The organism is Aliikangiella litoralis (assembly GCF_052495765.1).
Map to the genome: position 1 here is coordinate 403,643 of NZ_CP199292.1, position 24,838 is coordinate 428,480.

General features: G+C 35.7%; 26 protein-coding genes. 13 read left to right on the forward strand and 13 right to left on the reverse strand.

All coding sequences use genetic code 11. From position 1 onward, the window contains the following. Positions 1-45: 45 nt before the first annotated feature. The 3 genes from ACT5E3_RS01770 to ACT5E3_RS01780 form a co-directional block, all read right to left on the reverse strand. On the reverse strand, positions 46-672 hold the full coding sequence (locus ACT5E3_RS01770; protein WP_444996606.1) for a LysE family translocator: 627 nt from the start codon (positions 670-672) through the stop codon (positions 46-48). 86 nt (positions 673-758) lie between these two features. Continuing rightward, positions 759-1,169, reverse strand: a complete 411-nt coding sequence (locus tag ACT5E3_RS01775) for an ATP-binding protein (RefSeq protein WP_444998629.1) — start codon at positions 1,167-1,169, stop codon at positions 759-761. Continuing rightward, positions 1,156-1,983: a MipA/OmpV family protein gene (locus tag ACT5E3_RS01780; protein WP_444996607.1), complete on the reverse strand. Its 828-nt coding sequence runs from the start codon at positions 1,981-1,983 to the stop codon at positions 1,156-1,158. Before ACT5E3_RS01780 ends, ACT5E3_RS01775 begins: the two co-directional genes overlap by 14 nt. A 182-nt stretch (positions 1,984-2,165) precedes the next feature. On the opposite strand from ACT5E3_RS01780, the gene ACT5E3_RS01785 reads away from it, so the two are divergent. Then, a complete protein-coding gene (locus ACT5E3_RS01785; RefSeq protein ID WP_444996608.1) occupies positions 2,166-3,299 on the forward strand; it encodes a sensor histidine kinase in 1,134 nt (377 codons plus the stop codon). A 38-nt stretch (positions 3,300-3,337) separates the two neighbouring features. Next, complete coding sequence (locus tag ACT5E3_RS01790) at positions 3,338-3,976, forward strand: response regulator transcription factor (protein WP_444996609.1); 639 nt, start codon at positions 3,338-3,340, stop codon at positions 3,974-3,976. Between the two features lie 118 nt (positions 3,977-4,094). On the opposite strand, the gene ACT5E3_RS01795 is transcribed toward ACT5E3_RS01790, so the two are convergent. From ACT5E3_RS01795 to ACT5E3_RS01815, 5 genes are all read right to left on the reverse strand, one after another. Next, positions 4,095-5,666 carry an aerolysin family beta-barrel pore-forming toxin gene (locus tag ACT5E3_RS01795; protein WP_444996610.1) on the reverse strand — a complete coding sequence of 524 codons (1,572 nt, stop codon included), beginning with the start codon at positions 5,664-5,666 and terminating at the stop codon, positions 4,095-4,097. Positions 5,667-5,743: 77 nt separating this feature from the next. Then, positions 5,744-7,528, reverse strand: coding sequence for a multicopper oxidase family protein (locus ACT5E3_RS01800; protein WP_444996611.1), 1,785 nt, complete (start codon positions 7,526-7,528; stop codon positions 5,744-5,746). Between the two features lie 181 nt (positions 7,529-7,709). Beyond that, the gene (locus tag ACT5E3_RS01805; protein ID WP_444996612.1) at positions 7,710-8,108 is read right to left on the reverse strand and encodes a hypothetical protein; all 399 of its coding nucleotides are present in this window, start codon (positions 8,106-8,108) and stop codon (positions 7,710-7,712) included. Between the two features lie 114 nt (positions 8,109-8,222). Continuing rightward, the gene (locus ACT5E3_RS01810; protein WP_444996613.1) at positions 8,223-11,018 is read right to left on the reverse strand and encodes a protein kinase domain-containing protein; all 2,796 of its coding nucleotides are present in this window, start codon (positions 11,016-11,018) and stop codon (positions 8,223-8,225) included. A 145-nt stretch (positions 11,019-11,163) separates the two neighbouring features. Beyond that, positions 11,164-11,754, reverse strand: a complete 591-nt coding sequence (locus tag ACT5E3_RS01815; RefSeq protein WP_444996614.1) for an ECF-type sigma factor — start codon at positions 11,752-11,754, stop codon at positions 11,164-11,166. A 383-nt stretch (positions 11,755-12,137) separates the two neighbouring features. Between ACT5E3_RS01815 and ACT5E3_RS01820 the strand changes: the two genes are divergently transcribed. Then, the gene (locus ACT5E3_RS01820) at positions 12,138-12,548 is read left to right on the forward strand and encodes a hypothetical protein (protein WP_444996615.1); all 411 of its coding nucleotides are present in this window, start codon (positions 12,138-12,140) and stop codon (positions 12,546-12,548) included. 2 nt (positions 12,549-12,550) lie between these two features. On the opposite strand, the gene ACT5E3_RS01825 is transcribed toward ACT5E3_RS01820, so the two are convergent. Continuing rightward, entirely contained in the window at positions 12,551-13,441 is an 891-nt protein-coding gene (locus ACT5E3_RS01825; RefSeq protein ID WP_444996616.1) for a LysR family transcriptional regulator, read from the reverse strand. Positions 13,442-13,581: 140 nt separating this feature from the next. Between ACT5E3_RS01825 and ACT5E3_RS01830 the strand changes: the two genes are divergently transcribed. From ACT5E3_RS01830 to ACT5E3_RS01845, 4 genes are all read left to right on the forward strand, one after another. Further along, positions 13,582-14,766: a multidrug effflux MFS transporter gene (locus ACT5E3_RS01830; RefSeq protein ID WP_444996617.1), complete on the forward strand. Its 1,185-nt coding sequence runs from the start codon at positions 13,582-13,584 to the stop codon at positions 14,764-14,766. 212 nt (positions 14,767-14,978) lie between these two features. After that, a complete protein-coding gene (locus ACT5E3_RS01835) occupies positions 14,979-15,836 on the forward strand; it encodes a thioredoxin domain-containing protein (RefSeq protein WP_444996618.1) in 858 nt (285 codons plus the stop codon). A 10-nt stretch (positions 15,837-15,846) separates the two neighbouring features. Further along, positions 15,847-16,533: a DNA-3-methyladenine glycosylase I gene (locus ACT5E3_RS01840; protein WP_444996619.1), complete on the forward strand. Its 687-nt coding sequence runs from the start codon at positions 15,847-15,849 to the stop codon at positions 16,531-16,533. A 71-nt stretch (positions 16,534-16,604) separates the two neighbouring features. Then, positions 16,605-16,892: a PilZ domain-containing protein gene (locus ACT5E3_RS01845; RefSeq protein WP_444996620.1), complete on the forward strand. Its 288-nt coding sequence runs from the start codon at positions 16,605-16,607 to the stop codon at positions 16,890-16,892. Here the strand turns inward: ACT5E3_RS01845 and ACT5E3_RS01850 are convergent. From ACT5E3_RS01850 to ACT5E3_RS01860, 3 genes are all read right to left on the reverse strand, one after another. Next, positions 16,889-17,338, reverse strand: a complete 450-nt coding sequence (locus ACT5E3_RS01850; RefSeq protein WP_444996621.1) for a GNAT family N-acetyltransferase — start codon at positions 17,336-17,338, stop codon at positions 16,889-16,891. The genes ACT5E3_RS01845 and ACT5E3_RS01850 overlap by 4 nt on opposite strands. Before the next feature lie 120 nt (positions 17,339-17,458). Then, positions 17,459-17,980 carry an SRPBCC family protein gene (locus ACT5E3_RS01855; RefSeq protein WP_444996622.1) on the reverse strand — a complete coding sequence of 174 codons (522 nt, stop codon included), beginning with the start codon at positions 17,978-17,980 and terminating at the stop codon, positions 17,459-17,461. A 176-nt stretch (positions 17,981-18,156) separates the two neighbouring features. Continuing rightward, a complete protein-coding gene (locus ACT5E3_RS01860) occupies positions 18,157-18,285 on the reverse strand; it encodes a hypothetical protein (RefSeq protein WP_444996623.1) in 129 nt (42 codons plus the stop codon). Positions 18,286-18,454: 169 nt separating this feature from the next. On the opposite strand from ACT5E3_RS01860, the gene ACT5E3_RS01865 reads away from it, so the two are divergent. Next, on the forward strand, positions 18,455-19,825 hold the full coding sequence (locus ACT5E3_RS01865) for a Na+/H+ antiporter NhaC family protein (RefSeq protein ID WP_444996624.1): 1,371 nt from the start codon (positions 18,455-18,457) through the stop codon (positions 19,823-19,825). A 33-nt stretch (positions 19,826-19,858) separates the two neighbouring features. On the opposite strand, the gene bluB is transcribed toward ACT5E3_RS01865, so the two are convergent. Continuing rightward, positions 19,859-20,503, reverse strand: a complete 645-nt coding sequence (gene bluB / locus ACT5E3_RS01870; protein ID WP_444996625.1) for a 5,6-dimethylbenzimidazole synthase — start codon at positions 20,501-20,503, stop codon at positions 19,859-19,861. A 218-nt stretch (positions 20,504-20,721) separates the two neighbouring features. Between bluB and purE the strand changes: the two genes are divergently transcribed. The 5 genes from purE (at position 20,722) to ACT5E3_RS01895 (ending at position 24,831) form a co-directional block, all read left to right on the forward strand. Next, positions 20,722-21,228, forward strand: coding sequence for a 5-(carboxyamino)imidazole ribonucleotide mutase (gene purE / locus ACT5E3_RS01875; protein WP_444996626.1), 507 nt, complete (start codon positions 20,722-20,724; stop codon positions 21,226-21,228). 23 nt (positions 21,229-21,251) lie between these two features. Next, positions 21,252-21,806 carry an L-threonylcarbamoyladenylate synthase gene (locus tag ACT5E3_RS01880; RefSeq protein ID WP_444996627.1) on the forward strand — a complete coding sequence of 185 codons (555 nt, stop codon included), beginning with the start codon at positions 21,252-21,254 and terminating at the stop codon, positions 21,804-21,806. Between the two features lie 103 nt (positions 21,807-21,909). Beyond that, positions 21,910-22,815, forward strand: a complete 906-nt coding sequence (hemF, locus tag ACT5E3_RS01885; RefSeq protein WP_444996628.1) for an oxygen-dependent coproporphyrinogen oxidase — start codon at positions 21,910-21,912, stop codon at positions 22,813-22,815. Positions 22,816-22,929: 114 nt separating this feature from the next. Then, positions 22,930-23,943 carry a porphobilinogen synthase gene (gene hemB / locus ACT5E3_RS01890; RefSeq protein WP_444996629.1) on the forward strand — a complete coding sequence of 338 codons (1,014 nt, stop codon included), beginning with the start codon at positions 22,930-22,932 and terminating at the stop codon, positions 23,941-23,943. A gap of 45 nt (positions 23,944-23,988) precedes the next feature. Further along, complete coding sequence (locus ACT5E3_RS01895) at positions 23,989-24,831, forward strand: sulfurtransferase (RefSeq protein WP_444996630.1); 843 nt, start codon at positions 23,989-23,991, stop codon at positions 24,829-24,831. The last annotated feature ends 7 nt before the right edge of the window (positions 24,832-24,838 follow it).

Consider the following 24,838-nt stretch of genomic DNA (forward strand, 5'->3'; position numbering starts at 1 on the left):
ATGTAAGCCAGGTACTATTAATTATTAGTACCTGGCTTAATTTTTCTAAATTTTAGTATTGGCAAGTTTGGCGCTAAAAGCGATAAAGATAGAGCCCGAAATATAATTTAACCAACGAACGTTAGCAGGAGTGGTTAAAACATATTTAAATGTTTCTGCAAGTAAAATAACTACTAAAAACCACATAGCAACGACTAACGCATGAGTGATACCTAATAGCATACTGTCAAAAAGAATGGATTCCTGGGAAACAAACTGTGGAAAAATCGATAGATAGAAAAGGACAATTTTAGGGTTTAGTAAATTAGTTAATAATCCTTTTAAAAAACTGCCAGTAAAACTACCCGTTTGAGGTGATTGCATTTTTTTTACTAATGCACTTCGTTTTAATCCTGCTCGAATATTATTTAAACCTAGCCAAAGTAAGTAAACAACGCCTAACCATTTTAATAACAGAAATGCCCAGCTAGACTGCGTTAATAAAAAGCTAAGACCTTGAGCAGAGATAAATGCATGGATGATAAAACCGATAGCAACACCAACTACATTCGTGAAAGCTAAAAAACGATTTTGTGATAGAGCGGTAAATAAAACCAATAGTGCATTAGGGCCTGGTATAACTGCCATAATAAAAACAATCCCCGCAAAAAGGGTTATAGTCTCGATATTCATGATATATATCCTGTAAATAATGGGTGCATAAAGAGGCACGCACTAAAAATAGTGAAAGAAAATAACAAAATTAAACAGCTAAGTAGCTATTTGATAGGAGGGCAGCGATTACTTGCGAGGTTAAGCATTGAGACTCTATAACTATTTGTACAATTGTTGAGTAATGTTAGCTTGTTTTCTGATTTACCACAAGTGGCAGAATTGAATTTAATATTCTTATCATTTGTAGTTTTTAAAGTAATATATTCATCCGCTACAATATTAGATATATCTACATACTTTAATATTATTGAAAAGCAAGAACCTGTGCCTTCCTGACTTTCTGTATTAATCGTACCGCCCATTAACTCGGTTAATTTTTTACTAATTGTTAAGCCTAATCTTGTGCCAGCATATTTTTGAATATCTTGATCTACTTGTTGTTGAAAGCCTTCAAAGATATTGTTTAATTCTTTTATTAATTGAGATATATTGAAGTAGTATTCATTGAAGTTTATAAGAAAAAACCAACATCAAGTTATTTTGGTAGTTTTCATCAATTAATGGGCTGTTTGAAATATTTTTATCGAGTTTAGTTCGTGAAATATTACCAACTAAAGCCCACTTTTGGCTAATTGGATAAACCATATTAATACTCCACTGGTGATTGGTTGCGGCACTGGATTGGTAATAATAACGCCCCACTGAATTATCGGTTTGATATTCATTGATACCATAATAATAGTTAATATATTCTTCACTAAACCAATGAGAAGAAGCTACAGCTTTTAACATGACTCCTCGGTTATTGACATAAAGAGGAATATCTAGTGCTACACTAGCTGTTGTTGCATCTGATTTATTCGATATATCCCGACTCGTATTAAAGGAAATCAAGCCAAGTTTAGTGCCTAATTTAATGACTACTTCGCCATCTGGGGATTCATAATCATTAAAAACCGGATGATCAGATAATTTGTTAAGTGGTGAAAAATTACTGTCATAACTATCATCTCTATAATTTAAACTGGCAAAAAAACTGGCGTTTTCATTCAAATTAAAGTGATAAGCGAGCAAATTTTCTACGCCAAATTTCCAATTACCATAGCTAGCTTCAATATAAGGCAACATTGTCGTTACAGGATCAACATCTCTCCAAGGTTTATCAATGATAAATAAACCTCCGCCAACATTAACTTTCCATACTGTCTCATTTTCGATGTCAGCCGAAAAAGAGGTGTCGGTAAATGATTTTACTTCACTAACTGTACTAGTAAATAGTATAAAACTTAATATAAAAAACTTACTTATTATCACTTTTATTAAACACATAGTTAAAACCTTTTTAATCATCAATATTCAGATTTTATCTAGTGTTTAAAAAAGTGGCAGGTGTCAAATGTCACGAAGAGATAATTAATGATACTGTCTAACAAACGTCGTGACATTTATCTATACTGATTAACTCGTTCATGTGTCATAATATTAACACGTGATAATTGACTACGATTAAAATGAAAAAGCAATCTGCTGAACTTTATTTAGGTATAGCTACCTGGCTAGGAGTAATGTTATTAACATTATCTGCATGGAACAGTGGTGAAACGACATCTCCTCCTTTTAATATGAAGAATTTTAGCTATGTGCTCATTTTATTTGTATTATATGCCGTAGGATTTATTGCTTTTGAAATTGACTTTAAGCATAAAATAAGGAATAAGATTCAAGCTATTGGTATTGTCATTTCCATATTGTCTATGTTTACATTGCTCATGTTTTTTCAGTATACGATAGTGGGAATATTAGGCATCATTATTGTTGTACATATTGTTGAGCTTTACGGTGACAAGTATGCTTTGATAATCGCTGTTTTGTTTCCTTTTTTAGGGGCTATGATTGATGATTTAGTTAAACAAATTCCTTATGCGTATCAGGGGGCCATGCTGTATATACTCTTTAATTTTTTTGCATTAATAACAAAAAAACGTTTTATCAGTGAACAACAAGCAAAAAATAAATCTTTGCAGTTAATTAGAGAACTAAAAGCAACACAAATGTTATTAAGCAGCGCTATTAAAAGAGATGAGCGCTTAAGGATTTCGCAAGATTTACATGATGTAATTGGTCATCACTTAACTGCCTTAAGCTTACAATTAGAAGTAGCCTCTCATGTTAAACCTGAGGAAACCAAACAGTATATCAATCAAGCAAAGGCTATTAGTCACTTATTACTATCAGATGTGAGAGATACTGTTTCGGCTATTCGGCCCGATAAAAATCTAGATTTAGAAGAAGCATTGATAACATTAACTAAAGATATTCCCTGGTTAACCGTTGAACTTCATTATCTACTGTCAAGAACATTATCTGAGCCGCGTCAGGCAGAAGTTATTTTTCGTTGTGTACAGGAAGGGATCACGAACACACTCAAACATGCAAATGCGACTAAATGTGTGATTACTTTAACTTCAACAGAGGAATATATTATCTTAACTATTGTTGATGATGGAGGAACAAAAAAGTCAATTATAAAAGGTAATGGTTTAACGGGAATGGCCGAAAGAGTTGAAAATCTTGGTGGACAGTTAGATATTAATAATGATGTTGAAAAATTTTTAATAACAATTAAGCTTCCTCTTCGGTTTTAGAGAATATTAATGGCACTTAATTAACAGAAGGTAGGTTGATGTCAATAAAATTACTATTAGTTGATGATCAAAACTTAGTTCGAATGGGAATTTGTAGTTTACTACAGCTGACAAAGCATATTAACGTCGTTGAGCAACTAGATGATGGTACAGGAGTATTAAAAGCAATAGAACGCCTCCAACCGGATATTATGTTACTTGATATTCGTATGCCACGTATGGATGGATTAGCAGTATTGTCTGCATTGAAGAAAAACAATATTATTTTACCCACCTTAATATTGACAACATTTGATGAACATGAACTCGTACTAAACTGTATGAAACTTGGTGCTAATGGTTATTTACGAAAAGATGTCACACTTGAAATTTTAGTCAATGCAATTGATGCTGTTGCGGCTGGAGAAATGTGGATTCAACCAGCCGTGACTAATCAAATTATGGAACATAAAAGTGTCATTAAGTCTGAAGAAAATCAAATTATTGAGCGTTTATCAGCTAATGAAGTTCAAGTGCTAAGGTTAATCGCAGCAGGATATTCAAATAATGAAATTGCTCAAGCAATTCATCGCTCGGTGGGAACAGTTAGAAATGTAGTATCTTTTATTTTGGCTAAATTACATGTGCGAGACAGAACAAGAGCCGTATTAAAAGCAATCGAAAATGGTTTAATTTGAAAATGATTTTTGGATTACGTAATAAATGTTTTCACTGAATTGGTTTATTCTTTTATAAAATGAAATAGGTTGTTAAAATTAAACAGCCTATTTCAAGTAAACGGTAATTTATAATGATTTATAGAAAAACATCGCACTCTTGTCCATTATTGATTGTTCCTTCGTCAGTTACTAGCGTGTAGTAATCGAGCGCGTTTTTAGTTACAAAATTACCTGCCACTTTGGCTTTATATTTACGTTTGCCAATATCTCTTAGGGTATTACGCATTGCAAAAAGACCGTAGTTTTCTCGAGTCCACTGCCAATCCCATTCCAGGTTTGGAAGATTGTATTCACGGTGGAAGTATTGATCAATCATATCTTCAGCGGCATTTAAACCTAAACTTTCTGTCCCAAAATATGCTGTATGATCAGGTCTATTAGTTGGATGATCTTTATGCGCATTGCCTCCCCAGCGTAAAAAACCAGATAGCGTAACATTGTAGCTAATATGCGCATCGGCAGTGTAAGGGATAATAGCTTCTTCTTCATTAGCAATTAGGACAATGCGTTTCTTTTGGTTTGGTGCAACAGTGACAGAATCGGAGCCTGATAATGTAATTACTTCAGAACCGCCTGTTGTTTCACTCCATGCTTGATTTTGCGTAAAACCTGCAGAAAATGAAGTTTCGGTTCCAACTTTAATTCCTGGTACACTTACCTCGGCACTGTAAGTTTGTGTGACACTTAATGTAGAAGAAAAACTAAATGCGTCAGTTTTATTCCAGGATGATTCATAGTCCATAGATATCCCAACTGATGAGGTAACTGGTGAATCACTAATATTGCAAACTGTTTTGCCTACTTGGTAGGTTTTGCCTGTGTAATTGATCACTGCTTCGCCAGTTTTTAGTGATTTAGGATCAACTAAAAATTCGATGTCTTTGAAGACAACATTTAACCTTTTATTTTTTTTATCGCCTCCTGGATTGCCGCCTCGCCAAATAGCATATACACGATAACTATTGTCAGTTTCTTTTTCTATGCCTAAATCTTCACCAATCTGTGTGGTATTATCTCCACCTGCCCAACCAAAGCCAAGATAATGACCTAAGAAAAAATAGGGTTTATGAAATTTTTTATCACGAATAATGTCGTCAATGATGTACTCTTTTCTATCAAGCCGATACTCAACGTCTTTTAATTTTGGCAATGCATCATATTCAACTACATAACCATTAGCGATGCTACTGGCTCTTAGATCATTCCAAAATCCATCAACTTGACGAATGACTAAGTGGTTTTCGTTTGCCCCTGCATTGTTCGGTTCCCCAGCACGCCAATTGGTATATCTAAAATTCCATTTATTATGCCATCGCCATTTACCTTCGTGTCCTTCATCTGTGCCAGAAAGCCATGCGTTAGAAATATTCGCTTGTATTAATAGTTGATGAACAAAAGCATTTTCTGCCGCGCTGTTAATAGAAGCAAGGTGGGGATCGGCGTGATTATCTGGTACAGGGTTGATATGAACCGATCGGTTAATCGCGGCTTGATATGCACTGTTATAAGTCATTCTACCGGAGACTACTTCATAGTATTTACCATTACCACCATCCTCTTTTTTCCATTGGACTAATTCTGCTTGAGCATTAGTCATATTTAAACTCAATATCACCGTTGAAGTGAAAGTTAATAAACTTTTTTTCATCGTTATTTTCTCCTTTACAATATTTTTAGCTCCACAGAAAAATAGTGGAACCAGTTGTGGTACTAAAATTTAAAAAGTTATCGATTGATATTTATACCAATTAGTTGGCTAGCAATCTTGGGCATTAATAATTTGGAATAAAGCTCCGGCGGTATATCTTGTTTACATTGTGTAATTGATGCTTCTTTGATTGTACCTTTGGAATTTATACCACCAGAACAGGTGTAAGTAGTCCATTGTGTGTATTCTAACTTTCCATTTTTACAATGAAACCGACTAGCGGAATTTTCATGAGCTTTGCCGTTAATATCCCAATGTTTCCAGGCGTAGCACTTGTCATTACCATACTCAACAGGAAAAGCAATTTTAAAGTGGGGTTCTCCGGCACAAGGGTTATCTGTTTCTTGAGTAGAAGAGTCTTTAGTTTGTTGCCAAAAACCAACGACAATCAATTTACCTTTTCCCGGTGGTACTTCACTGTCATTAGCGACAGTATCTCCCGTTTGAGTCGGATGAATTTGCATTGTGACAGTGGGGATGCCGTTGATCCCTTGATGATGATATTGACTATTTTCTTTGACAGTTACAGTACCTATTAAACCCATTGGCGATGTTTTTTGTGACACATTAGAAATGGCTTCTGCCGTTTCATCAATAATGCAATAGGTGCCAGGTTCAGAAAATAAAACTAATGAATCCCAACGATAACCCGGTTGAAAAACGGTAGTTTTTTTATTTTGTATATGTGCTGTTGTTAGACCATCGGCAGCAATAACATGTTGTGAAACAATATCGCCAGTACAATTGTTTTCAATAAACTGTTTATGTTCAGAGGCTTTAAGGTTTTTCCATGATTGAGAGTTATTTTTGAGTTTTCTTATTTGAAGGCTAATGCTGTCATGTACTCCGGCATGAATCATTCTCCAGCGTTCTACTTGTCCAACAACAGCATCATTAAATACTGGCTGGACAATGCCATTGATGCTGGTAAAACGTCCAGAGTCAGGCCAGTTACCAAAATCATAGTTTTCAATTTTTCCTATATCACCTTTTTCACATCGGTAGCTTCCATCATCATTGGTTTTTGGGAGCAGTGTTTGAGTTTCAGGATCGACTTCATAGCAAGCATACTGAATTTGTTGAAGAACTATTATACGTTCATTAAAAGGTTGTCCTTTAGAAGGAGTTAGCAGGGTATCTATATCACCGTTATTATTGACCGTCGGTTGGCGAGTGCCATCAATAATCAGTGCACCTGCCATACCGCTGGAAACTTGAATAGCTGTTGAGCCGTGTCTGTGAGGATGATACCAAAAAGTTCCTGCAGGATGATCTTCAGGCACGTTATATTCATATTGAAAGCTAATGCCTGGATTAATTGAGATTAATACATTGTCACTGTTACCTGCAGGATTAATCCATAAACCATGCGTATGCATATTTGTGCCATTAAAACAGTGAGGAACATTAACATCGTTTTTGTTGCTTTTATCAATGCAAGTGGGATCATAAGGTAGTTGATTATGCAAGGTGGCTCGAATTGTTTCACCAGGAAGAATACGAATGGTGGGAGCAACGTAGGGCACATTAGGATCAATACCTGTTCCCTGATAGCTACGTAAAGAAACCTTATCGTAAGATTGGGTTGTTGGATTCCATAATTTGTTTTGTGTGTATTTTACAAACCATTCAAAAGAAGCATTACTTGCAGCCATTGTTTTAGCTGGAGTTATGCGTTGGATAGGCATATTAGGCGGATTTTTGAATTGAGAGATTGATTCGGCTATTGCTGTATTAATAGCCAAGTGAGCAAAGTCTAATATCAATATAAAAAAAGTTAATCTGGTTGATAGTGAAAACATGAGCTTTTCCTTTTCGTCATTATAAAATCTCATATTGTGAAGGAGTGACTTCAGTTTATGAGTGTTTTTATTAATTACGTAAAGTTGATTGAAAAAAGCTCATGAAAAAATAAAAATTTACTTTTAGCTCATTAAGTATTTTTGCGTATTTGCTTGTTCAAGCTAATAAACTACTCATGAATTAACTGCTGAGTTGGTCTTTTTCCGGTGGATTTACTTTTATTTCCATCGTAACAATGGTACGAACCGCAGCACTGAATGACGCATTTGCAGTTGGAGATTCTTGATTAACAAACAAGATGTATGTTTTTGATGAAGAAGCTTCAAAAGAGCATGAAGGGCTCGAAGGCAGCTCAAGATCAGATGTGGTAAATAGTGAATCTAGGTTAATATTTTGATCATTTGTATTAAGCTGAAAAATAAATGTTTCTTGACAAAGTTCATGTTTAACATAATTAAAAACAATAGTATCGCCACTATGTAAATCAACAGATAAAGGAATATCCGAAGGATCTAATGAACATAGTTGATCGACTATTAAATCAATGGTGTAAGTTTCTTGTACCTTAGAGGTATTCATACTTTATTCTCCCAAATAGTAAGTTGAGGGTTTAAATAATTAGCATAACGACTAATTAAAAAGCCGTTAGTAGTTAATACGAAAGTTAATGTTTAATCAGCTCAATAGTTTTTATTACTTTTGTTTAAAAAGTTCATTGATTTGTTGTGTTGATAGCAATTGGTTATATTCTGGTGAATTTAATATTGCTTGTTTAGCATAACCAAGTTTAATGGCTTTTTTTAACCAAATTATTGCTTTGCTTTCTTGTTTTAATATCGTATAAATAAGTGCAATGTTATTGGTTAGTTGAGCCGTTAAATTATCACTGTTTAATAGCTTTCTTAGATAAAGTTCTGACAGTTTAGTTTGATTAATAAAGGCATAGTAATAAGCTAAATTAGAAATAAGATCGGTATCTAACTGTGAATTGGGTTGATTTTTTAATGCTAAATCAATAGCGTTATAAAATGTACGGTTGACTTTGTTTATATTTTTGTTTGCATAAAAGTAAGATGCCGCTAAACCTCCCCAGACTTTATAATCTTTTTGGTTTAGTTCTAAAGCTTTTTCATACATTTTTATGGCTTGTTCGAAGTTGTGCTGGTAGTAGTAAAGTGAAGCTGTATTTTTATAAATAGTGTAATCTTCTTTTATTGAAAGTGACTGTCTAAAGTATTTAATAGTTTCATTCGTTTGATTCAAGTACCAGTAACTAACGCCTAAATTATTATATCCCCACGAATTGCCTGGAGTGAGCGCTACAACTTTTTTAAATGGTTTAATGGCATCTTGATAACGATTTTGTCGAATATAAAAACTTCCTAAATTATTATGGTTATTCCAGTCATTAGGATTGATATTAATTGATTTTAATAAGTTTTCTTCTGCTTTATCTAGCTGGTTTGATTTTTCATAGATATTAGCTATTCCGGTGTAAATTTTTTGGTTATTAGGCGAGCGCATTAATGCCAGTTGATAAGAGGCGAGAGCGGTTCCCATGCGTCCTTGTAAACTATGCAGTTTGGCAAGGCTAAGATATGAAGTGATTTCATCAGGATAAATAGCAAGTATTTTTTCATACAGTTTTTCTGCTTTATTAGCATTTTCAATATCCTTTTTATCTGCATGTAACCAACGATAACTATCAGCTAACTTGATCATAGCTTTTATATACTGAGGGTCATGAGTGATTGCTAGTTTTAAAAGATCAATGGCTTTTTCTGTGTTACCTTCTATGTCAGAGCGTTCGAGCAGAGCTATAGCTTTAATGTAAGCCTCGTAAGCTTTTGGTTTGGATGTTTCTAGCTTGTTTAGGTTTTCACGAATGTTTGATTCTGAAATGTTAAATAACTTGAGGAGTTGATTGTTCAAGTCTGTTTTTAATGAAACTAAGTTTGAAGATGACTGTTTAGCAGTGAAGGACTTTGTTATTTTAAGTGTTTCTGAATTGATTAATTCGGCTTGAATATTGTAGCGGTTATTCACTTGGTTAAGTTGTATATTCAATATGAAGTTTGTGCCAAATAATGATTTTATTTTTGTTAAATCGGTCAGCTTGTAGTCGCGGGTCTTTTTTTCTGTAATGAACCAAAAATTAGCTTTGTTATCACTAATTTTTGTTAATGTTTGTGAAACGGAATTAATTAATTCAAGTTCATGATGGGATAAGTCGTTTTGAAATGAGACAACTGCAATCCCAATGTTTTGATTGGCTGATATTTGCTGATTAAATAATAGATTGGTGTTGAAGTTATTAAGGATTATTAAGGGTAAAGTAATAAGTGCAGTTAGTAAAAGCAATGTTAAGAATTTTTTAGGTTTTAAAAAGAAGTAGTGAAGCTTTTTGTTCGAACTAAATATATTATTTGAAGCAGTTGTTTGTTGAATACTTTTTAAAGCACGGCATAGCTCATCAGTTGATTGAAAACGTTGAGATTTATTTTTATTTAAGCAACAAGCTAATATTTTTTTAAAAGCTAATGGTAGATTTAATGGGGCAATGTCAGGTTCATTATTGAGTACTGAGTGCATGATTGCCGGATCGGTGGTTCCCGTAAATGGTTTTTTTTGGGCTGTTAACTCAAACATCAGTACACCTAATGACCATATGTCACTTGTGTGATCAATTGTTTCTCCTTTTATATGCTCTGGGCTCATATAAGATAATGTGCCCATTTTTATTCCAGTACGGGTAAATTGTTCATTGCTAATTTTAGCTAGCCCAAAATCTATTATTTTAATACAATTATTATCCAGTAAAATGATATTAGCGGGCTTAATGTCTCTATGAATAATACCATTATTATGAGCGGCTTTAAGGCCATTAGCTATTTGATAAAAAATAGAAATATACTGCTCAAAATTAAATTGATTGTGAGTATTAAACGCTTCTAGAGTTTCTCCTTCATAATAAGCCATGCTAATAAAAGGAAAACCTTGCATTGTTTCTTCTACACTAAATATGGTACCTATATTGATGTGATCAATATTTGATGCTGTGGTTGCTTCTTGCCTAAACCTTTTTATAGCAATAGGATCGTTTTGTAAAAAGAGTGGTAAAAATTTGAGTGCAACGGTACGTTTTAAGTGGATATCTTTAGCTTTATAGACCACTCCCATACCACCAGAACCAAGTTTTGATTGGATCAGATAATGGTTGACCTGAGTATCTATAATATTATATGGATCAGGTGATAGGTCGATTTCGTTTTCGTCATCAACTAATTCATTACCTAATAGACTTTGGGCTAGTTGTTGAAAAAACAAAGTTGACTTTTCATAAGATGATAATAACGATTTAACTTCAGCAATTAGTTTTTTATTGCCTTCACATTCTTTTTTAATAAAAGATAGTTGTTTATTTTTTGTTAGCTGACAAGCCTCATAAAATATATTTTTAACTCTTTCTCGTTCCAAATTTTTCAGCATATATTTGGTTCTCCATGAAGATGTCAGTTGATTGGTAGGTATCAATTAACCGTATGAGTTAGTTATTCTTTTGTAATGACATATTTTTGAGATTACTGATTAAAATAGTAAAAGCAGTGCTTTAATAAAAATGTATATAGGTTAATCAACATTCCATTTCTCTTTGTAACCAAGCCTGGGCTATTGCCCAATCTCTTTTTACTGTTGCCATTGATATACCTAATGCCGTCGATGTTTCATGGAGACTCATACCTGCAAAAATTCGACACTCGACGACTTGGCTCTCACGCTCATTGATAGATGTTAATTTTTTTAGTGCTTTATCTAACGATAGCAGATCATCGATGCGATCATCTTTAATAGATAACTCACCAATAGACTCTGTTAATTCGATATTAATCAGTGAGCCTCCTCTTTTTTTGGCACTTCTATGTCTAGCATAGTCGATGAGTATATGCCGCATTGCCTGAGCGGCGGTCATTAAAAAGTGAGAGCGGCATTGCCAGTCGAGATTATTATTTTCAACTAATTTTAAGTAGGTCTCATTAATTAATGCAGAGGTATTTAATGTATTTTGATTATACCAGTTGTGGCGTTGTTGTTTGGCTCTCTGGCGCAAGTCAGAATAAATAATTGGAAAGAGTTTGTCATAAGCTTGTTTATTTCCTAGGTTTAATTCTTCTAATAATTTGGTTACTGAATGATCGGTTTGTTGATTATTGTTTTTATTGGCCATAGTTTTATTTTGGTAACGGTCTTATTTTCTAGGAGAAGCTCAATAAATAATGGGATGAATTGCATAACATTGGGGGTTAATATCTTTAAAGCGATTATATACAGCGTTCTTCCTTTTATTAAATCTTCATCAATTAGAAACAGTTTTATTGATAATAGTTTAAGTCAACCAAATTATATGATTAATATTCAATTCATGCCAATCAATCTCCATGAGAGATTGGTTGGCTTTGCTTATCCAAAATATTTTTATTTTCGTTTATTGTTATATGTTAAGATCGCTTGAAGAAAACAAAAGACAACTTGTTTCGACAAGTTGGTTACTATGATATTGGCTACTAGATATTTATTGCATTAGTAAAAATAAAGAATATAGGTTTTTAATTGAGCAATCATTTTAGTTTACTACCTGAACTTGATAATCAGTCGAACGATTGGGCTTTTGTATCTGAGTCGAACAATGGTGAAAAAGTATTAACTCTTGTATTTTCTGTAAAAAGAGATTTTCTATCTGTACCAAAAACTTATCAAGTCGTTACTTTTAAAGGAAACAATCATTGCCCTTTGGAATGTCATCAGTTAGAACGTCAGGACTATATGGAAGAGGTTGACGTTGAAGGGTTGATAAATACTTTTGGTTGGGTTCAGCTCGATTCAACAGAAGGCGCTGAAATTATTTTAATGTTGACTCAATCTGATGCGCTTGAAATTGCATTTGCAGAATGTTGTTTAGAGACAACTATTTACCACTCTCAAAATGCTAAAGCAGCGCTGTACGAATTTTTAACTCAGTAGTTTTATAAGCTCAGGGATGAATCCAATAATATTTCTCTAATCCATTGGTGTAGCTTATTGTTATGCTGACGTTCGTGCCAATAAAGGTAAATAGATAATTTTTGTGTTTCAAATGGAAGGGGTAATATTTTTATTTTGAAATATTTGGCTAAATATAAGGCAAAACTTTTAGGAACTGAAAACAATAGATTTGGATCTGATAAGAATGGTGGTATTTGCAAAAATGTTGGTATGGCAAGATTAATGGTTCTTTGATGTCCAAGTTGCTCTAAGGCAACATCAATTTTTCCTCGCATAGGTTCGGCAAAAGAAAAAATACCATGTTGGTAAGATAGGTAAGTTTCTAAATCCATTTCATTTTCGCAAATATTGGTGTTTTGACCCGCAACAATGACAAAATTTTCTTCAGTTAATCGTTTTCGATAGAGGCCTGCTCTATCGTCATCAAGTGCCGTCAAAACAAAATCAAGCTGCGCACCAATCAGTTCATCAATAATGTGGGGACTGCTATTATTGATCCTTAAATTAAGTTTTGGGGCATGCTGTCTTATTTTATTAATACGTTGACTAACGTATACAATATCCATATCTGTTCCCGATAGAATAATAGTCTGCTCAATTTCAGAGAGTGTTAGCTCATCGTTTTTAGTTAAGTTTTCCAGTTGGGGGAGTAATTGGTTGAGCTGCTGCAAAACTATTTGAGCTTTAGGTGTTAGCTGATATTGATTGCCTGCTCTTACCATTAATGGATCGGCAAAGTCAGATTTTAGTCTGGAAAATATCCGACTCATTGCTGGTTGTGAGAGGTTCATACGACGGGCCGCACGTGTAATATTTTTTTCGGTTAAAAGCACTTTTAAGGCGGGTAAGTAGCTTAAGTCATAAGAGATCATTGAGTACTCATTTTATTGATAATTTTATTATATGTATGCATAAAACTGATAGTTGGTATTTAGTATATAACATTTACGCATGCTCTGTTGAAAGCTAAACTAAGATTTAACTCGTTTATTCAGTATCAGGTTGTTTCTGTATGCGTTTTTTACCCTTATTTGCAGCGATTTTTGCTATTACTCCGTTAGCCATTGATATGTATTTGCCTGCGTTGCCACGAATGGCAATTACATTAGAGTCATCGATTGAAATTATTCAAAATTCTTTGAGTATTTATTTGGCTGGTTATGGTTTAGGTATGTTTTTATTTGGCCCTTTAGCTGATCGTTTAGGCCGACGGCCTTTATTAATGGGTGGCTTAATCGGTTTTACTTTATTTACATGGTTATTATCAAATGTTGATGATGTGACGTTGTTTTTAGTCTTTCGTTTTTTACAAGCTTTGTTTGGTGGTGCGGCTACGGTTGTTATTCCTGGGGCAATACGGCAGCTTTTTGGTAAAGATACTGCCAAAGGCTTATCTTACGTATCTATGATCATGATGATAGCGCCAATGCTAGCCCCTGCTGTTGGTGGGTATTTACTTTCATTTGGCCAGTGGCCACTTATTTTTAAAGTGCTGGCTGCTTACAGTGGAATAATATTGATTATTTCTTTCTTTTTTTTCCCAAAGTTAGAAGTAAAAAAAGTGGATTCTGCTGAATTACCACTTAAGTTTTTGGCAAGTTATAAAAAAGTATTAGGAACTTCTTCATGTCATGGTTATTTACTGATATCGATGTTGTCTTCTGTGGTTTTCTTTACTTATATAACTTCGGTTTCTTTTTTGTATATTCAAGTATTTCAATTATCAGAGCAGCAGTTTAGCTTGTTATTTGGTTTAAATGTCGTTGGTTTATTTGTCAGTAATTTTTTCAATACCCGTTTGGTTCCACATTTTGGTTCTAATAAGATTTTGTTTGTTGCTAGTTTATTGGCACTGGTAGCCACCTTGATATTCTTTGCTTTAATGTTGACCAATGCACATCCTTATATCATTGTTAGCGGACTAATATTGTTGATTGCAGCTGTTGCTATGATAAGTGCTAACTCTGATGCACTGGTTTTGCAGCAATTTAGTGAGCAAGCTGGGACAGCTACTGCTGTAATTGGCACTTTAAGGTTTGGTAGCGGTGCTATTGCAGGCCCATTGTTGGCGGTATTATTCGATGGGAGTGGCTTACCAATTGCCTATATTATTCTTGTGTCTGTCATAATTGTTAACTTGGCTGTCTGGTTATTAAGAGATAATAGCCAATCAGACAGAGTCAATTGTCTGAACTAGGTTTTTTGTTTTTATAAAGTCATGGCGTTTCTAATATGCATACCGCTTTTTTTGAAGATATATTTTTCAGCTATTAAAGCAGGTGTTATATTGGGGACATAGGCAGTAAGGGCTGTTTTTCTGGCTCATAGCGACTCTAATATTGGGTTATCTGTCTCACTTTATAGAGCATTACTTTGCCTTATTCGGCAATATTGTTATGATGCTCCCAAATGAATAATACCTATATTAATGGTAAAAGCGCCTCGGCAGGAGTTAAAGTGAAATATTTTAGTGTGGTTTTAATTAGTGCTTTTTTATTGGCTGCATGCCAACAAGAAGAGAAAAAAGAAGTAGCCAAAACACATGATAAGCAAGTTGCGGCATCAGCTGATTTAACAGAGAAGCAGTCTAACAGTGAAGAGAAAAGTGAACCTGCTGCTGAATCTAAAGTTGAAGAAAAAGCGCCCGTAGCTGTAGCTAATGAACATGCAGGGCATAACCATGATCAGGAAGTCGGGCATTCAGTAAAAACTAATGGAGAGAAGTTTCGAGTTGTTGAGCCTCAATTTGCTTGTGAAGCGCCTGTTGTTATTGAATTTTATGCTTATCAATGTCCTCATTGTTACAATTTAGAACCTTATGCTGAAGCTTGGCGTAAAAAGAATGCCGGAAAAGTTAACTTTATTGCGGTGCCTACTCATTTAGGTCACCAGCAATTTGGCTCTTTATTGCTTGTTCATCAAGCAGCAAAAAAGTTAGGCGTTTTGGAAAAAGTGCAGCACGCTTTATTTGAGCGCGTACATAAAGATAAAAAACTATTTGCAAGTGCTGATGAAGCTGCTGAGTTTTTGGTGGCACAAGGCGCAGATAAAGAGAAGGCGGTTGCTACTTTAGCTGATGAAAAAGCGATTTCAGCTGAAATAAAAAAGAGTTTTGAAATGTTAACAAAGTATAAAGTCGCTCATGTACCGCAAATATTGGTTAATCATCAATATATGACTGATATCAGTTCTGCTGGTGGTAAAGAAGAATTATTTAAATTAGTTGATGAGCTTTTACTCAAAGAGAATAGTTGCCAACCTAAATAGCGACCGTTGTATGGAAAGTTTTAAGCAGATTTATGCGCGTGCCGCAGAAAGAAAAGGCGGCAAAAAGGTTTTGGAGGGTATGTTACCTCAAGTCAGTGATAAACAAACTTTGATTAACATGCCTGATAGTGACTATCTGTCAGCTATGGCAAAAAAGATATTTCAATCAGGATTTGTCTGGCGAGTGGTTGAAAATAAATGGCCTGGTTTTGAGCAGGTTTTATGGGGATTTGAACCGCAAAAACTTGCGCTGGCTAGTGATGAACAAATTGAAAAAATGGCTCAAGATAAGCGTATTATCAGAAATCTGACTAAGGTTAAAGCGGTTAGAGAAAATGCTTATTTTATTAAGACAATCGCCAGAAAGCATCAAGGATTTGGTCAGTTTATTGCTGAATGGCCAGAAGAAGAAATTACCTTATTATGGCTTTATTTGAAAAAAAATGGTTCTCGCCTTGGCGGTAATACCGGCCCTTATTTTTTGAGGGCTTCTGGTAAGTCTACTTTTCTTTTGACTCGTGATATTGTTGGTTATTTAGTTTCTCAGAATATAGTGACTAAACACCCTAGTTCACAGCGTGATTTAAAGTTAGTTCAAGCCGCATTCAATGAATGGCAACAACAAAGTGGTCGTCATTTATCCGAAGTTAGTCGTATCATATCTCTGTCTACAGGGGATAATATTGTCACAGAGTGACCGCTAAAATGAAAAACTAATTGTTTTGAACTAAACTGGGTATTAGTCAAAGTTTTTTATTTGGTTGGCAGATGAGTAAAGAGAGTGAAAAGCGTAGGCATAAGCGGATCCCTGTTCGAACCAATGTGTTTGTGTCGGGTGAAAATATTGCACGATTTAGAACACAAACCGTGGATTTTTCAGATGGAGGTTTGTTTATTGAAGGCAAAGTGCTTGCTGAACTTGCTATTAATACGCTGGTTCGAGTTCAATCAGCAGAAGGGCTTGATAACCCTCCACTGTTAACTGCTCGAATAGCGTGGACTAACCGTTATGGGGCAGGTATTGAATATGTGATTGAGAGTGAGTTACAAAACTAATTGCGATCATAGCGCATGGGATAGTAGCTGATTCCATTTTTTTCTTTCTTTCCTTCCGTTGGTTTAAACCCCAATTTTCGATAAAAGTGGTAGGCAAATTTTGAAGCGTTCACACTCATTGATTTTTGTTTGGTTTGAGTTAATGCATACTGCCAAAGCTGTTTCCCTATTCCTTGTTGGTGACAGTTTTCTTCTACAAATAAGTGAAATAAGTGGCTGCCATTTAATATTCCAATAATACCCACAAGTTGTTCTTTTTTGTAAGCTAAGTAGTATTTATAGTTATCTTCAATATTTTCTCTGATTTGTTGTTTACTCATTGAGTTAAGCATGGCTGCCTGTGCACTTGTGCTAAATTCATGACAGATAAAATGCTTGGCTAAGGGAGTTATTAATTCAGATATTTGGGCTGCATCGTTTAATTCTGCGGCTCTAATTTTTATCATATTTAACCAGTTTAAGCTTATTTTAATATATCTGTCTACGTTATATCGTTGAGTTTGTTGTTAGTTTATTCACCGGCTAACTTTGTATTAATTAACCAGTGAAACTGTGACCCGAGTGTTCTAGTTTGAGCTTTCGACGGCTTTTTTAAGTTTATTAAGACCAGATGAAAAGCTATCGCCGACAAATACATCCATCAGCTGAGCAAAATAATTACCAATAATAATCGGTTGCATTTCACCTGTCATATACCAAGTGACGATCGTTTTATCACCATTAGCTGAGTAGCGCATACCGGAGATGTAAACGGTTGGATCACCTTCAAAAGTTAAATCATAAACAATTCCGTTTTCAGGGCTTGATTGAGTAAATGTTAAGCTGCCTGAGCCACTTTCTCCTGTCCACGATTGCATTGCACCAACACCATGAGTAACAGCACCTATGGTTGTTTTTATTGTTGGATCGAGATCTATCCAGGGAGTCCATTGTGGCCATTGGTTTAAATCATTAACAAAGAGATGAATTTTTTCTGGGGAAGCTTGAATTTCTATTTCACGTGTCACATTGACTTTATTATCCAGAATTAAGCCGCCGATAATGAAGAGTATAATGAGTACACCGATAATTTTGAGAAAAGTGCGCATGTTTTTTTCCTTAAAATTTTATTTTTGTTAATTACTGCGTTAGTCTTCGAAAGAGAAATATATCACTGTATGCTTTAAATGAGTATGGCTAGATGAAATAATGTTTATCTCCACTTCCCAAAAAGTTTTAAGAAGTGGGTATCGGTTTAAGTTGAGATGGTAGCTTTTCGCTTATGTTACTTAGGATCAGAGGTTTTGTGATCGGCCATCCAGACTTTTACTTTACGGTGGATGACACGGTACAAATGACGCCAAAATTCGGCAAAGGTAGCGCCAATAATAATGCCAATAATGAGTTCGAACATCTTATTCTCCATAAATTAAGGGTTTAGATTGATGATATTAAAATCAGCAAATATTAGGCCAGTTTGTAACCATTTGAATTTAAAACGTTTTATTAGATTTATATAGTGAATTAGTGGTTTAATAGTCTAACTAATGGTCAAAATTAACAATAATTAGGAGAGCTGCACATTGGAATGGTTAACATTACTCCCACCATTTATCGCAATTATTATTGCGATTTGGAAAAAGGAAGTCATTCTTGCGTTGTTTTCTGCGCTATTTGTGGCAGAGCTCTTACTAAAAGAACTTAACCCCGCACTTGGTTTTTTAAGTGTATTTGATCGAATTGTTGAAGTATTTGCCAATCCTGGAAATACACGAATTTTAATTTTCAGTTTATTAATTGGCGTACTACTCAATTTAATTAAAAAGTCGGGTGGAGTGGCCGCTTTTGTTAGCTGGATTACCGAAAAGGGTTTAGCCAGTAATCAACGCAGGGTTTCTGCAATGCCTGCATTACTGGGAGTATTAATTTTCATTGAAACTAACTTGAGTATTTTAACCGCGGGTTTTATTGCACGTGATTTATTCGATAAGGTAAAAATGAGCCGTGCCCGCTTAGCTTATATTATCGATTCGACTTGCGCACCGATATGCGTCATTATCTTGTTTAATGCCTGGGGGGCTTATTTATTAGGGTTATTAGAAAACTATCAATTGGAAAAACCGGCCGAGTTACTGATTTATTCAATTCCTTTTAATATTTATTCTTGGGTGACTCTCGCTCTGGTCTTTTATACAGTTTGGACTGGGCGAGTCTTTGGGCCTATGAACAATTCTGAAAAACAGCAAATAGCGGTTCAAGTTGAAGGTAAAAGGGACTCAATTCAAGCAAGTCATATTAGTTTAATGCTAGTTCCCCTATTGACCATGATTGCTGGTATCGTTTTCTTTATGTGGTATACCGGGAACGGTGAAATATTAAAGGGTTCGGGCTCTCAATCGGTATTATGGTCTGTTTCTTTGGCATGTGCTGTTGCATTTTTGATGGTAAGGTTTTCAACAAAAACACAACATAAAGCGACGACATTAATTAAATGGAGTTTTGACGGTATGTCGGAATTACTTCCGCTGGTTACTACAGTATTATTGGCTTTGGCTTTAGGCGCGTCGATGAAAGGGCTTGGCACAGGAGAGTTTGTCTCACAAATGGTAAGTAACAACCTACCGCTATGGAGTGTGCCTGCACTAATATTTGTTAGCGCATCGGTGATTTCTTTTACGACTGGGACTTCATGGGGGACTTTTGGGATCTTAATACCAATTGGTGTACCTATTGCCCTCAGTAATGGTATACCTGTAGAGATTATTTTAGCCGCTGTAGTCGGTGGCGGAGTTTTTGGTGATCACTGTTCTCCAATTTCTGATACCACAATCGTTTCTTCATTAGCTGCTGGTTGCGACCATTTAGAACACGTTAAAACTCAACTTCCATATGCTTTAATCGCCGGCGGAATAAGCATTATTAGCTTTATTGTAATAGGTACTGTAGTCACGTAACGAAAAGTATTGATTCAAGAGAAAATGCGCAGGCTAGTAGCTATCAAAATAGAGGCTAGATTGAATTGGCTTGCGTTTTTCCCATTTTAATTGTTCCAGCTCGGGTTTTTCTAAGAACTCTTTAACGTAGCCTAAGCAAAGATAAGCAATAAACTCAGAGTCGTCTGGGGCATTAAGAATACTTTTGACTTCACTTGGCTCTAATATGCTCACCCACCCCATACCAATATTCATGGCTCGAGCAAATAGCCACATATTTTGAATTGCACATACAACACTATATCGGCCTGTTTCTAACATTGAAGATTGGCCTAAAACCGGTAGTTTAGAAGGGCGATAAAATACAGCAATGTTTACAGGGGCTTCTTGGATGCCTTCTAGTTTAAGTTTAGTGTAAAGTGCTTGCTTATCATTTGAAAATTGATTTTTTGCTTCTGCATTAACACGGTTGAAGCTATCGACAACCTTTTGCTTGATATGTTTATCTTTGATAACTACAAATTCCCAAGGTTGGGAAAAGCCTACAGAGGGAGCCCAACTGGCTGCTTCTAATATCTTTTTTACTATGGAATGATCAACGGGATCTGATGAAAAGCGATTACCTCTAACATCTCGTCTTGCTAGCATAATTTCTTCAAGGAGTTGCTGTTCGGTTAGGTTAAACTGGCGGTTTTTCATTAATTGGTTTTTATTAGTGTTGTCGATTTTAAGTTATTGAGTCTATCTGAGTTTGTGTTATTTCGCGAATAATAACGTTTTTTTACTAAAATAGCCTGATTGACACTGATTTTACTAAAAGATTAGTGTGAAATGGGTTCACAACATGAATCGGCTTTTGATAGAATACGTTTCCTATTTTTGCTTGAAAATTGACCAACTTTTTAAAGGTAATATAAATGAGTAATGCGTTTGTCGCTATATTAATGGGTTCTGATTCTGACTGGCCAGTCATGGAAAATACAGTAAAGGTTTTGCAAGGTTTAGAGATTAAGGTTGAAGTGAAAGTGACTTCGGCTCATCGAACACCTGCTGCAACCCACGATTATGTTAAGGATGCACAAGCTAGAGGATGTGAAGTGTTTATTTGTGCTGCGGGCTTAGCTGCTCACTTAGCTGGTGCAGTAGCTGGCTTAACCACTAAACCTGTAATTGGTGTACCTATGGATGGTGGACCGCTAAATGGGCAGGATGCGTTACTTTCTACAGTGATGATGCCTGCTGGTGTACCTGTAGCAACTGTAGCTATTGGTAAGGCTGGAGCAAAGAATGCTGGATATTTAGCGGCTCAAATGCTTGGTATTGCTGATCCTGCTGTTGCTCAACGCGTAGCTGATGATCGTCAAGCAAATGCAGAAGCGGTAATCGCGAAAGATGCAGCGTTGCAACAAACATTAAAAGGCTAAGTTACTTTTAGCTTTAAGCGATTATGATCAGTCGCTGGCAATTAGATTGCGCCGTCAAAGCTATTGATTGTGGCGGCGTTATTGCTTACCCGACGGAGTCTGTGTTTGGACTCGGTTGCGATCCTTATCATAACGATGCCATTAAGAAGATACTGAGTATCAAGAAAAGACCTGCTTATAAGGGACTGATTATTCTTGTCAGTGATATTGCACAAGCAGAACCGTTTCTGCAACCGCTTTCTAAGCAGCAATTACAACGTGTTAATATTCCCCGAGAACGTGCTATTACTTGGCTAATACCTTGCCAGCCAGAGGTTTCGCCATTACTCAGAGGGCATTTCCGATCGCTTGCTGTTCGTATCACTCAACATCCAATAGCCAGAGCAATTTGTGAATCGACTAATACGCCTTTGGTTTCCACCAGTTGCAATATTGCAGGTAAATCGGAGCTAAAAACCACGATGGCGGTGCGTAATCACATGAAGGCTAAGATCGACTGGCTTGTAGATGGGAAATGTGGTGGTCAAGCACCATCTCAAATTATTGACATAACCAATGATCGAGTTCTTCGTCATTAAGAGGTAAAATTATTTACCTATTTCTTTATTCAGTTAAATAAGTCATATTTAAACACTTTATTTAACCATTAATTTGTAATAACAACTAAAAGTAAGTTACCTAATGATCGATATTAATGCAGTAAAAAGTTACTTAATAGAATTACAAGACACTATCTGTGATGGATTAAGCCAAGTGGATGGAAAAGCTGATTTTATTACTGATGAGTGGCAGAGAGAGCAGGGTGGTGGTGGACGTACCCGAGTAATGGCTGATGGTACAATATTTGAAAAAGGTGGCGTTAACTTTTCGCATGTATTTGGAACACAACTACCTGTTTCAGCTACTGCTGCCAGGCCACAGTTAGCTGGACGAAGTTTTCAAGCTATGGGCGTGTCACTTGTTATGCATCCATACAATCCTTATGTGCCGACTTCACATATGAATGTCAGATTTTTTGTCGCTGAAAAAGAAGGTGAGGCGCCAGTTTGGTGGTTTGGTGGCGGCTTTGATTTAACTCCTTATTATGGTTTTGAAGAAGATTGTATTCATTGGCATCAAATATCTCGATTAGCATGTTCCCCTTTAGGGGAAGCTGCATATTCCAAGTATAAGCAATGGTGTGATGAATATTTTTATATTAAGCACCGTCAAGAAGCTCGTGGTATTGGAGGATTATTTTTTGATGATTTGAGTGAGCCAGGATTTGAGAAATCGTTTGAATTTACTCGTAGTGTTGGTGATCACTATTTGAAAGCTTATCTACCCATTGTTTTAAAACGACAATCAACAGCTTATGGCGAACGAGAAAAAGCATTCCAAAAAATGCGTCGTGGGCGTTATGTTGAATTTAATTTGGTTTATGACAGAGGGACTTTGTTTGGTTTGCAAACAGGCGGGCGAACTGAGTCTATACTGATGTCACTGCCTGCTGATGTGAGCTGGCATTATAACTGGCAGCCCGAACCAGGTAGTGAGGAAGCTAAGCTGACAGAATATTATTTACAACATAGAGATTGGTTAAGCTAACCATTGATTAAAAACGTTTTAAGATCAACTTTATTATTTGAAACTTTGTCATAATACTTAGGGAAAACGTATCCTGATTGGTGACAATATATAATTCGATTTAAGGAAATTAGTATGGCTTTGTATGCAACTCAAGGTAGTTACCCTGTTAAACGCCCACGTAGAATGCGGACTGATGACTTTTCTCGTCGTTTAATGGCTGAACATCGAGTTTCAGCCGATGATTTGATTTATCCTGTTTTTGTACTTGAAGGTGTTAATAAAACAGAAGCCATTGCATCAATGCCTGGTATAGAAAGAAAGACATTAGATCAGCTGTTGATAGAACTTGAAGAAGTTGTTGCACTTAAAATTCCTGCTATTGCCTTGTTTCCTGTGATTGATTCAGCCAAAAAGTCTTTACTGGCTGAAGAAGCTTATAATCCAGAAGGCTTGGTTCAGCAAACGGTGAAAGCGGTTAAAACAAAATTTCCTGAGCTTGGTGTTATTACCGATATTGCGCTTGATCCCTATACCAGTCATGGCCAGGATGGCATCATTGATGAGCAAGGATATGTGCTTAATGAGCAAACAATTGAAGTACTGGTGAAACAGGCGGTTAGCCATGCAAAAGCTGGAGCAGATATTGTGGCTCCATCTGATATGATGGACGGAAGAATTGGGGCTATTCGAGAAGCTTTAGAAGCTAAAGGGTATGTGAATACCAAAATTTTAGCTTATTCTGCTAAATATGCTTCAGCATACTATGGACCATTTCGGGATGCTGTTGGCTCATCAGGTAATTTAGGAAAAGCAGACAAAAAAACTTATCAAATGGATCCTGCTAATGGTGATGAGGCTTTTCACGAAGTGGCGCTTGATCTGAATGAAGGAGCAGATATGGTAATGGTTAAACCAGGAATGCCTTATCTGGATGTGATTTATCGGGTGAAGCAAAATTTCAAAGTGCCTGTTATGGCATATCATGTAAGTGGAGAATTTGCCATGCTAAAAGCCGCTTCTGCAAATGGCTGGATTGATGAAAAAAAATGTGTGTTGGAGGCTATGGTTGGATTTAAACGAGCAGGTACTGATGCAATATTAACTTATTATGCAAAAGATGTTGCTCGTTGGATCGCTGAAGAGTAATAAATAAATCGGCAAACATTAAACTACAAAAAGCTGAGATTAAATATGGAAAACTTGAATTCAAATTTTGTAACTGCTGAATGGTTAAATAAGAATATTGAGCATCGTGATATTGTAATTTTAGATGCGACAATGAAAAAAATGCCTAATGGTAATTTAATTGAGCAATCTTCTGTTGTTATAAAAGGCGCAAGAGAGCTTAATTTTGATACTGAAATTTGTGATCAAAATTCTGAGTTGCCACACATGCTGCCCACACCACAAGTTTTTGAAGAAGCTGCTAGTCAGCTAGGTATTAATTCTGATTCATTAGTTGTTGTATATGATGCAATGGGAATTTTTTCTTCACCAAGGGCTTGGTGGATGTTTAAAATTATGGGACATCAAAATGTGTTCGTATTGAATGGCGGGCTTCCGCATTGGTTAAAATTACAATTACCTACTCAGAGCCAATTTTCAGAAGCTGATATAAGAGGAAACTTTAAAGCTAAATTTAATCCTGAGATGGTTTATGATGTAGAACAAGTTTTAGCATCGGTTAATATCGATAATATTCAAATTATAGATGCGCGTTCGCAAGGTAGGTTTAATGCAACCGAGCCTGAACCTAGAGAAGGGTTAGCGGGTGGTCATATTCCTGGTTCGACCTGTTTACCATTTACCGATCTATTAGAGAACGGTTCGTTTAAAACTAAAGAAGCAATGTCAGAAAAATTTGCGCAAGTGATTAGTAAAAAAGCTAAGCAGTTAGTTTTTAGTTGTGGCTCAGGTGTCACCGCTAGCGTACTAGCTGTAGCCGCTGATGAATGTGGTTATAAGCATTTGACTGTTTATGATGGTTCATGGAGTGAATGGGGAAGCCGCTCTGATTTGCCCGTAGAGAAATAGTTTCTAA

Excerpts from the sequence above, each read along its gene's own strand:
- ACT5E3_RS01770 (WP_444996606.1), bottom strand. The coding sequence starts at position 672 with ATGAATATCGAGACTATAACCCTTTTTGCGGGGATTGTTTTTATTATG.
- ACT5E3_RS01795 (WP_444996610.1), bottom strand. The coding sequence starts at position 5,666 with ATGAAAAAAAGTTTATTAACTTTCACTTCAACGGTGATATTGAGTTTA.
- hemF (WP_444996628.1), top strand. The coding sequence starts at position 21,910 with ATGATCGATATTAATGCAGTAAAAAGTTACTTAATAGAATTACAAGAC.
- bluB (WP_444996625.1), bottom strand. The coding sequence starts at position 20,503 with ATGAAAAACCGCCAGTTTAACCTAACCGAACAGCAACTCCTTGAAGAA.
- ACT5E3_RS01850 (WP_444996621.1), bottom strand. The coding sequence starts at position 17,338 with ATGATAAAAATTAGAGCCGCAGAATTAAACGATGCAGCCCAAATATCT.
- ACT5E3_RS01880 (WP_444996627.1), top strand. The coding sequence starts at position 21,252 with ATGATCAGTCGCTGGCAATTAGATTGCGCCGTCAAAGCTATTGATTGT.
- ACT5E3_RS01780 (WP_444996607.1), bottom strand. The coding sequence starts at position 1,983 with ATGTGTTTAATAAAAGTGATAATAAGTAAGTTTTTTATATTAAGTTTT.
- ACT5E3_RS01800 (WP_444996611.1), bottom strand. The coding sequence starts at position 7,528 with ATGTTTTCACTATCAACCAGATTAACTTTTTTTATATTGATATTAGAC.
- ACT5E3_RS01855 (WP_444996622.1), bottom strand. The coding sequence starts at position 17,980 with ATGCGCACTTTTCTCAAAATTATCGGTGTACTCATTATACTCTTCATT.
- ACT5E3_RS01790 (WP_444996609.1), top strand. The coding sequence starts at position 3,338 with ATGTCAATAAAATTACTATTAGTTGATGATCAAAACTTAGTTCGAATG.
- purE (WP_444996626.1), top strand. The coding sequence starts at position 20,722 with ATGAGTAATGCGTTTGTCGCTATATTAATGGGTTCTGATTCTGACTGG.
- ACT5E3_RS01830 (WP_444996617.1), top strand. The coding sequence starts at position 13,582 with ATGCGTTTTTTACCCTTATTTGCAGCGATTTTTGCTATTACTCCGTTA.
- ACT5E3_RS01840 (WP_444996619.1), top strand. The coding sequence starts at position 15,847 with ATGGAAAGTTTTAAGCAGATTTATGCGCGTGCCGCAGAAAGAAAAGGC.
- ACT5E3_RS01805 (WP_444996612.1), bottom strand. The coding sequence starts at position 8,108 with ATGAATACCTCTAAGGTACAAGAAACTTACACCATTGATTTAATAGTC.
- ACT5E3_RS01815 (WP_444996614.1), bottom strand. The coding sequence starts at position 11,754 with ATGGCCAATAAAAACAATAATCAACAAACCGATCATTCAGTAACCAAA.
- ACT5E3_RS01895 (WP_444996630.1), top strand. The coding sequence starts at position 23,989 with ATGGAAAACTTGAATTCAAATTTTGTAACTGCTGAATGGTTAAATAAG.
- ACT5E3_RS01835 (WP_444996618.1), top strand. The coding sequence starts at position 14,979 with ATGAATAATACCTATATTAATGGTAAAAGCGCCTCGGCAGGAGTTAAA.
- ACT5E3_RS01845 (WP_444996620.1), top strand. The coding sequence starts at position 16,605 with ATGAGTAAAGAGAGTGAAAAGCGTAGGCATAAGCGGATCCCTGTTCGA.
- ACT5E3_RS01825 (WP_444996616.1), bottom strand. The coding sequence starts at position 13,441 with ATGATCTCTTATGACTTAAGCTACTTACCCGCCTTAAAAGTGCTTTTA.
- ACT5E3_RS01860 (WP_444996623.1), bottom strand. The coding sequence starts at position 18,285 with ATGTTCGAACTCATTATTGGCATTATTATTGGCGCTACCTTTGCCGAA.
- hemB (WP_444996629.1), top strand. The coding sequence starts at position 22,930 with ATGGCTTTGTATGCAACTCAAGGTAGTTACCCTGTTAAACGCCCACGT.
- ACT5E3_RS01810 (WP_444996613.1), bottom strand. The coding sequence starts at position 11,018 with ATGCTGAAAAATTTGGAACGAGAAAGAGTTAAAAATATATTTTATGAG.
- ACT5E3_RS01785 (WP_444996608.1), top strand. The coding sequence starts at position 2,166 with ATGAAAAAGCAATCTGCTGAACTTTATTTAGGTATAGCTACCTGGCTA.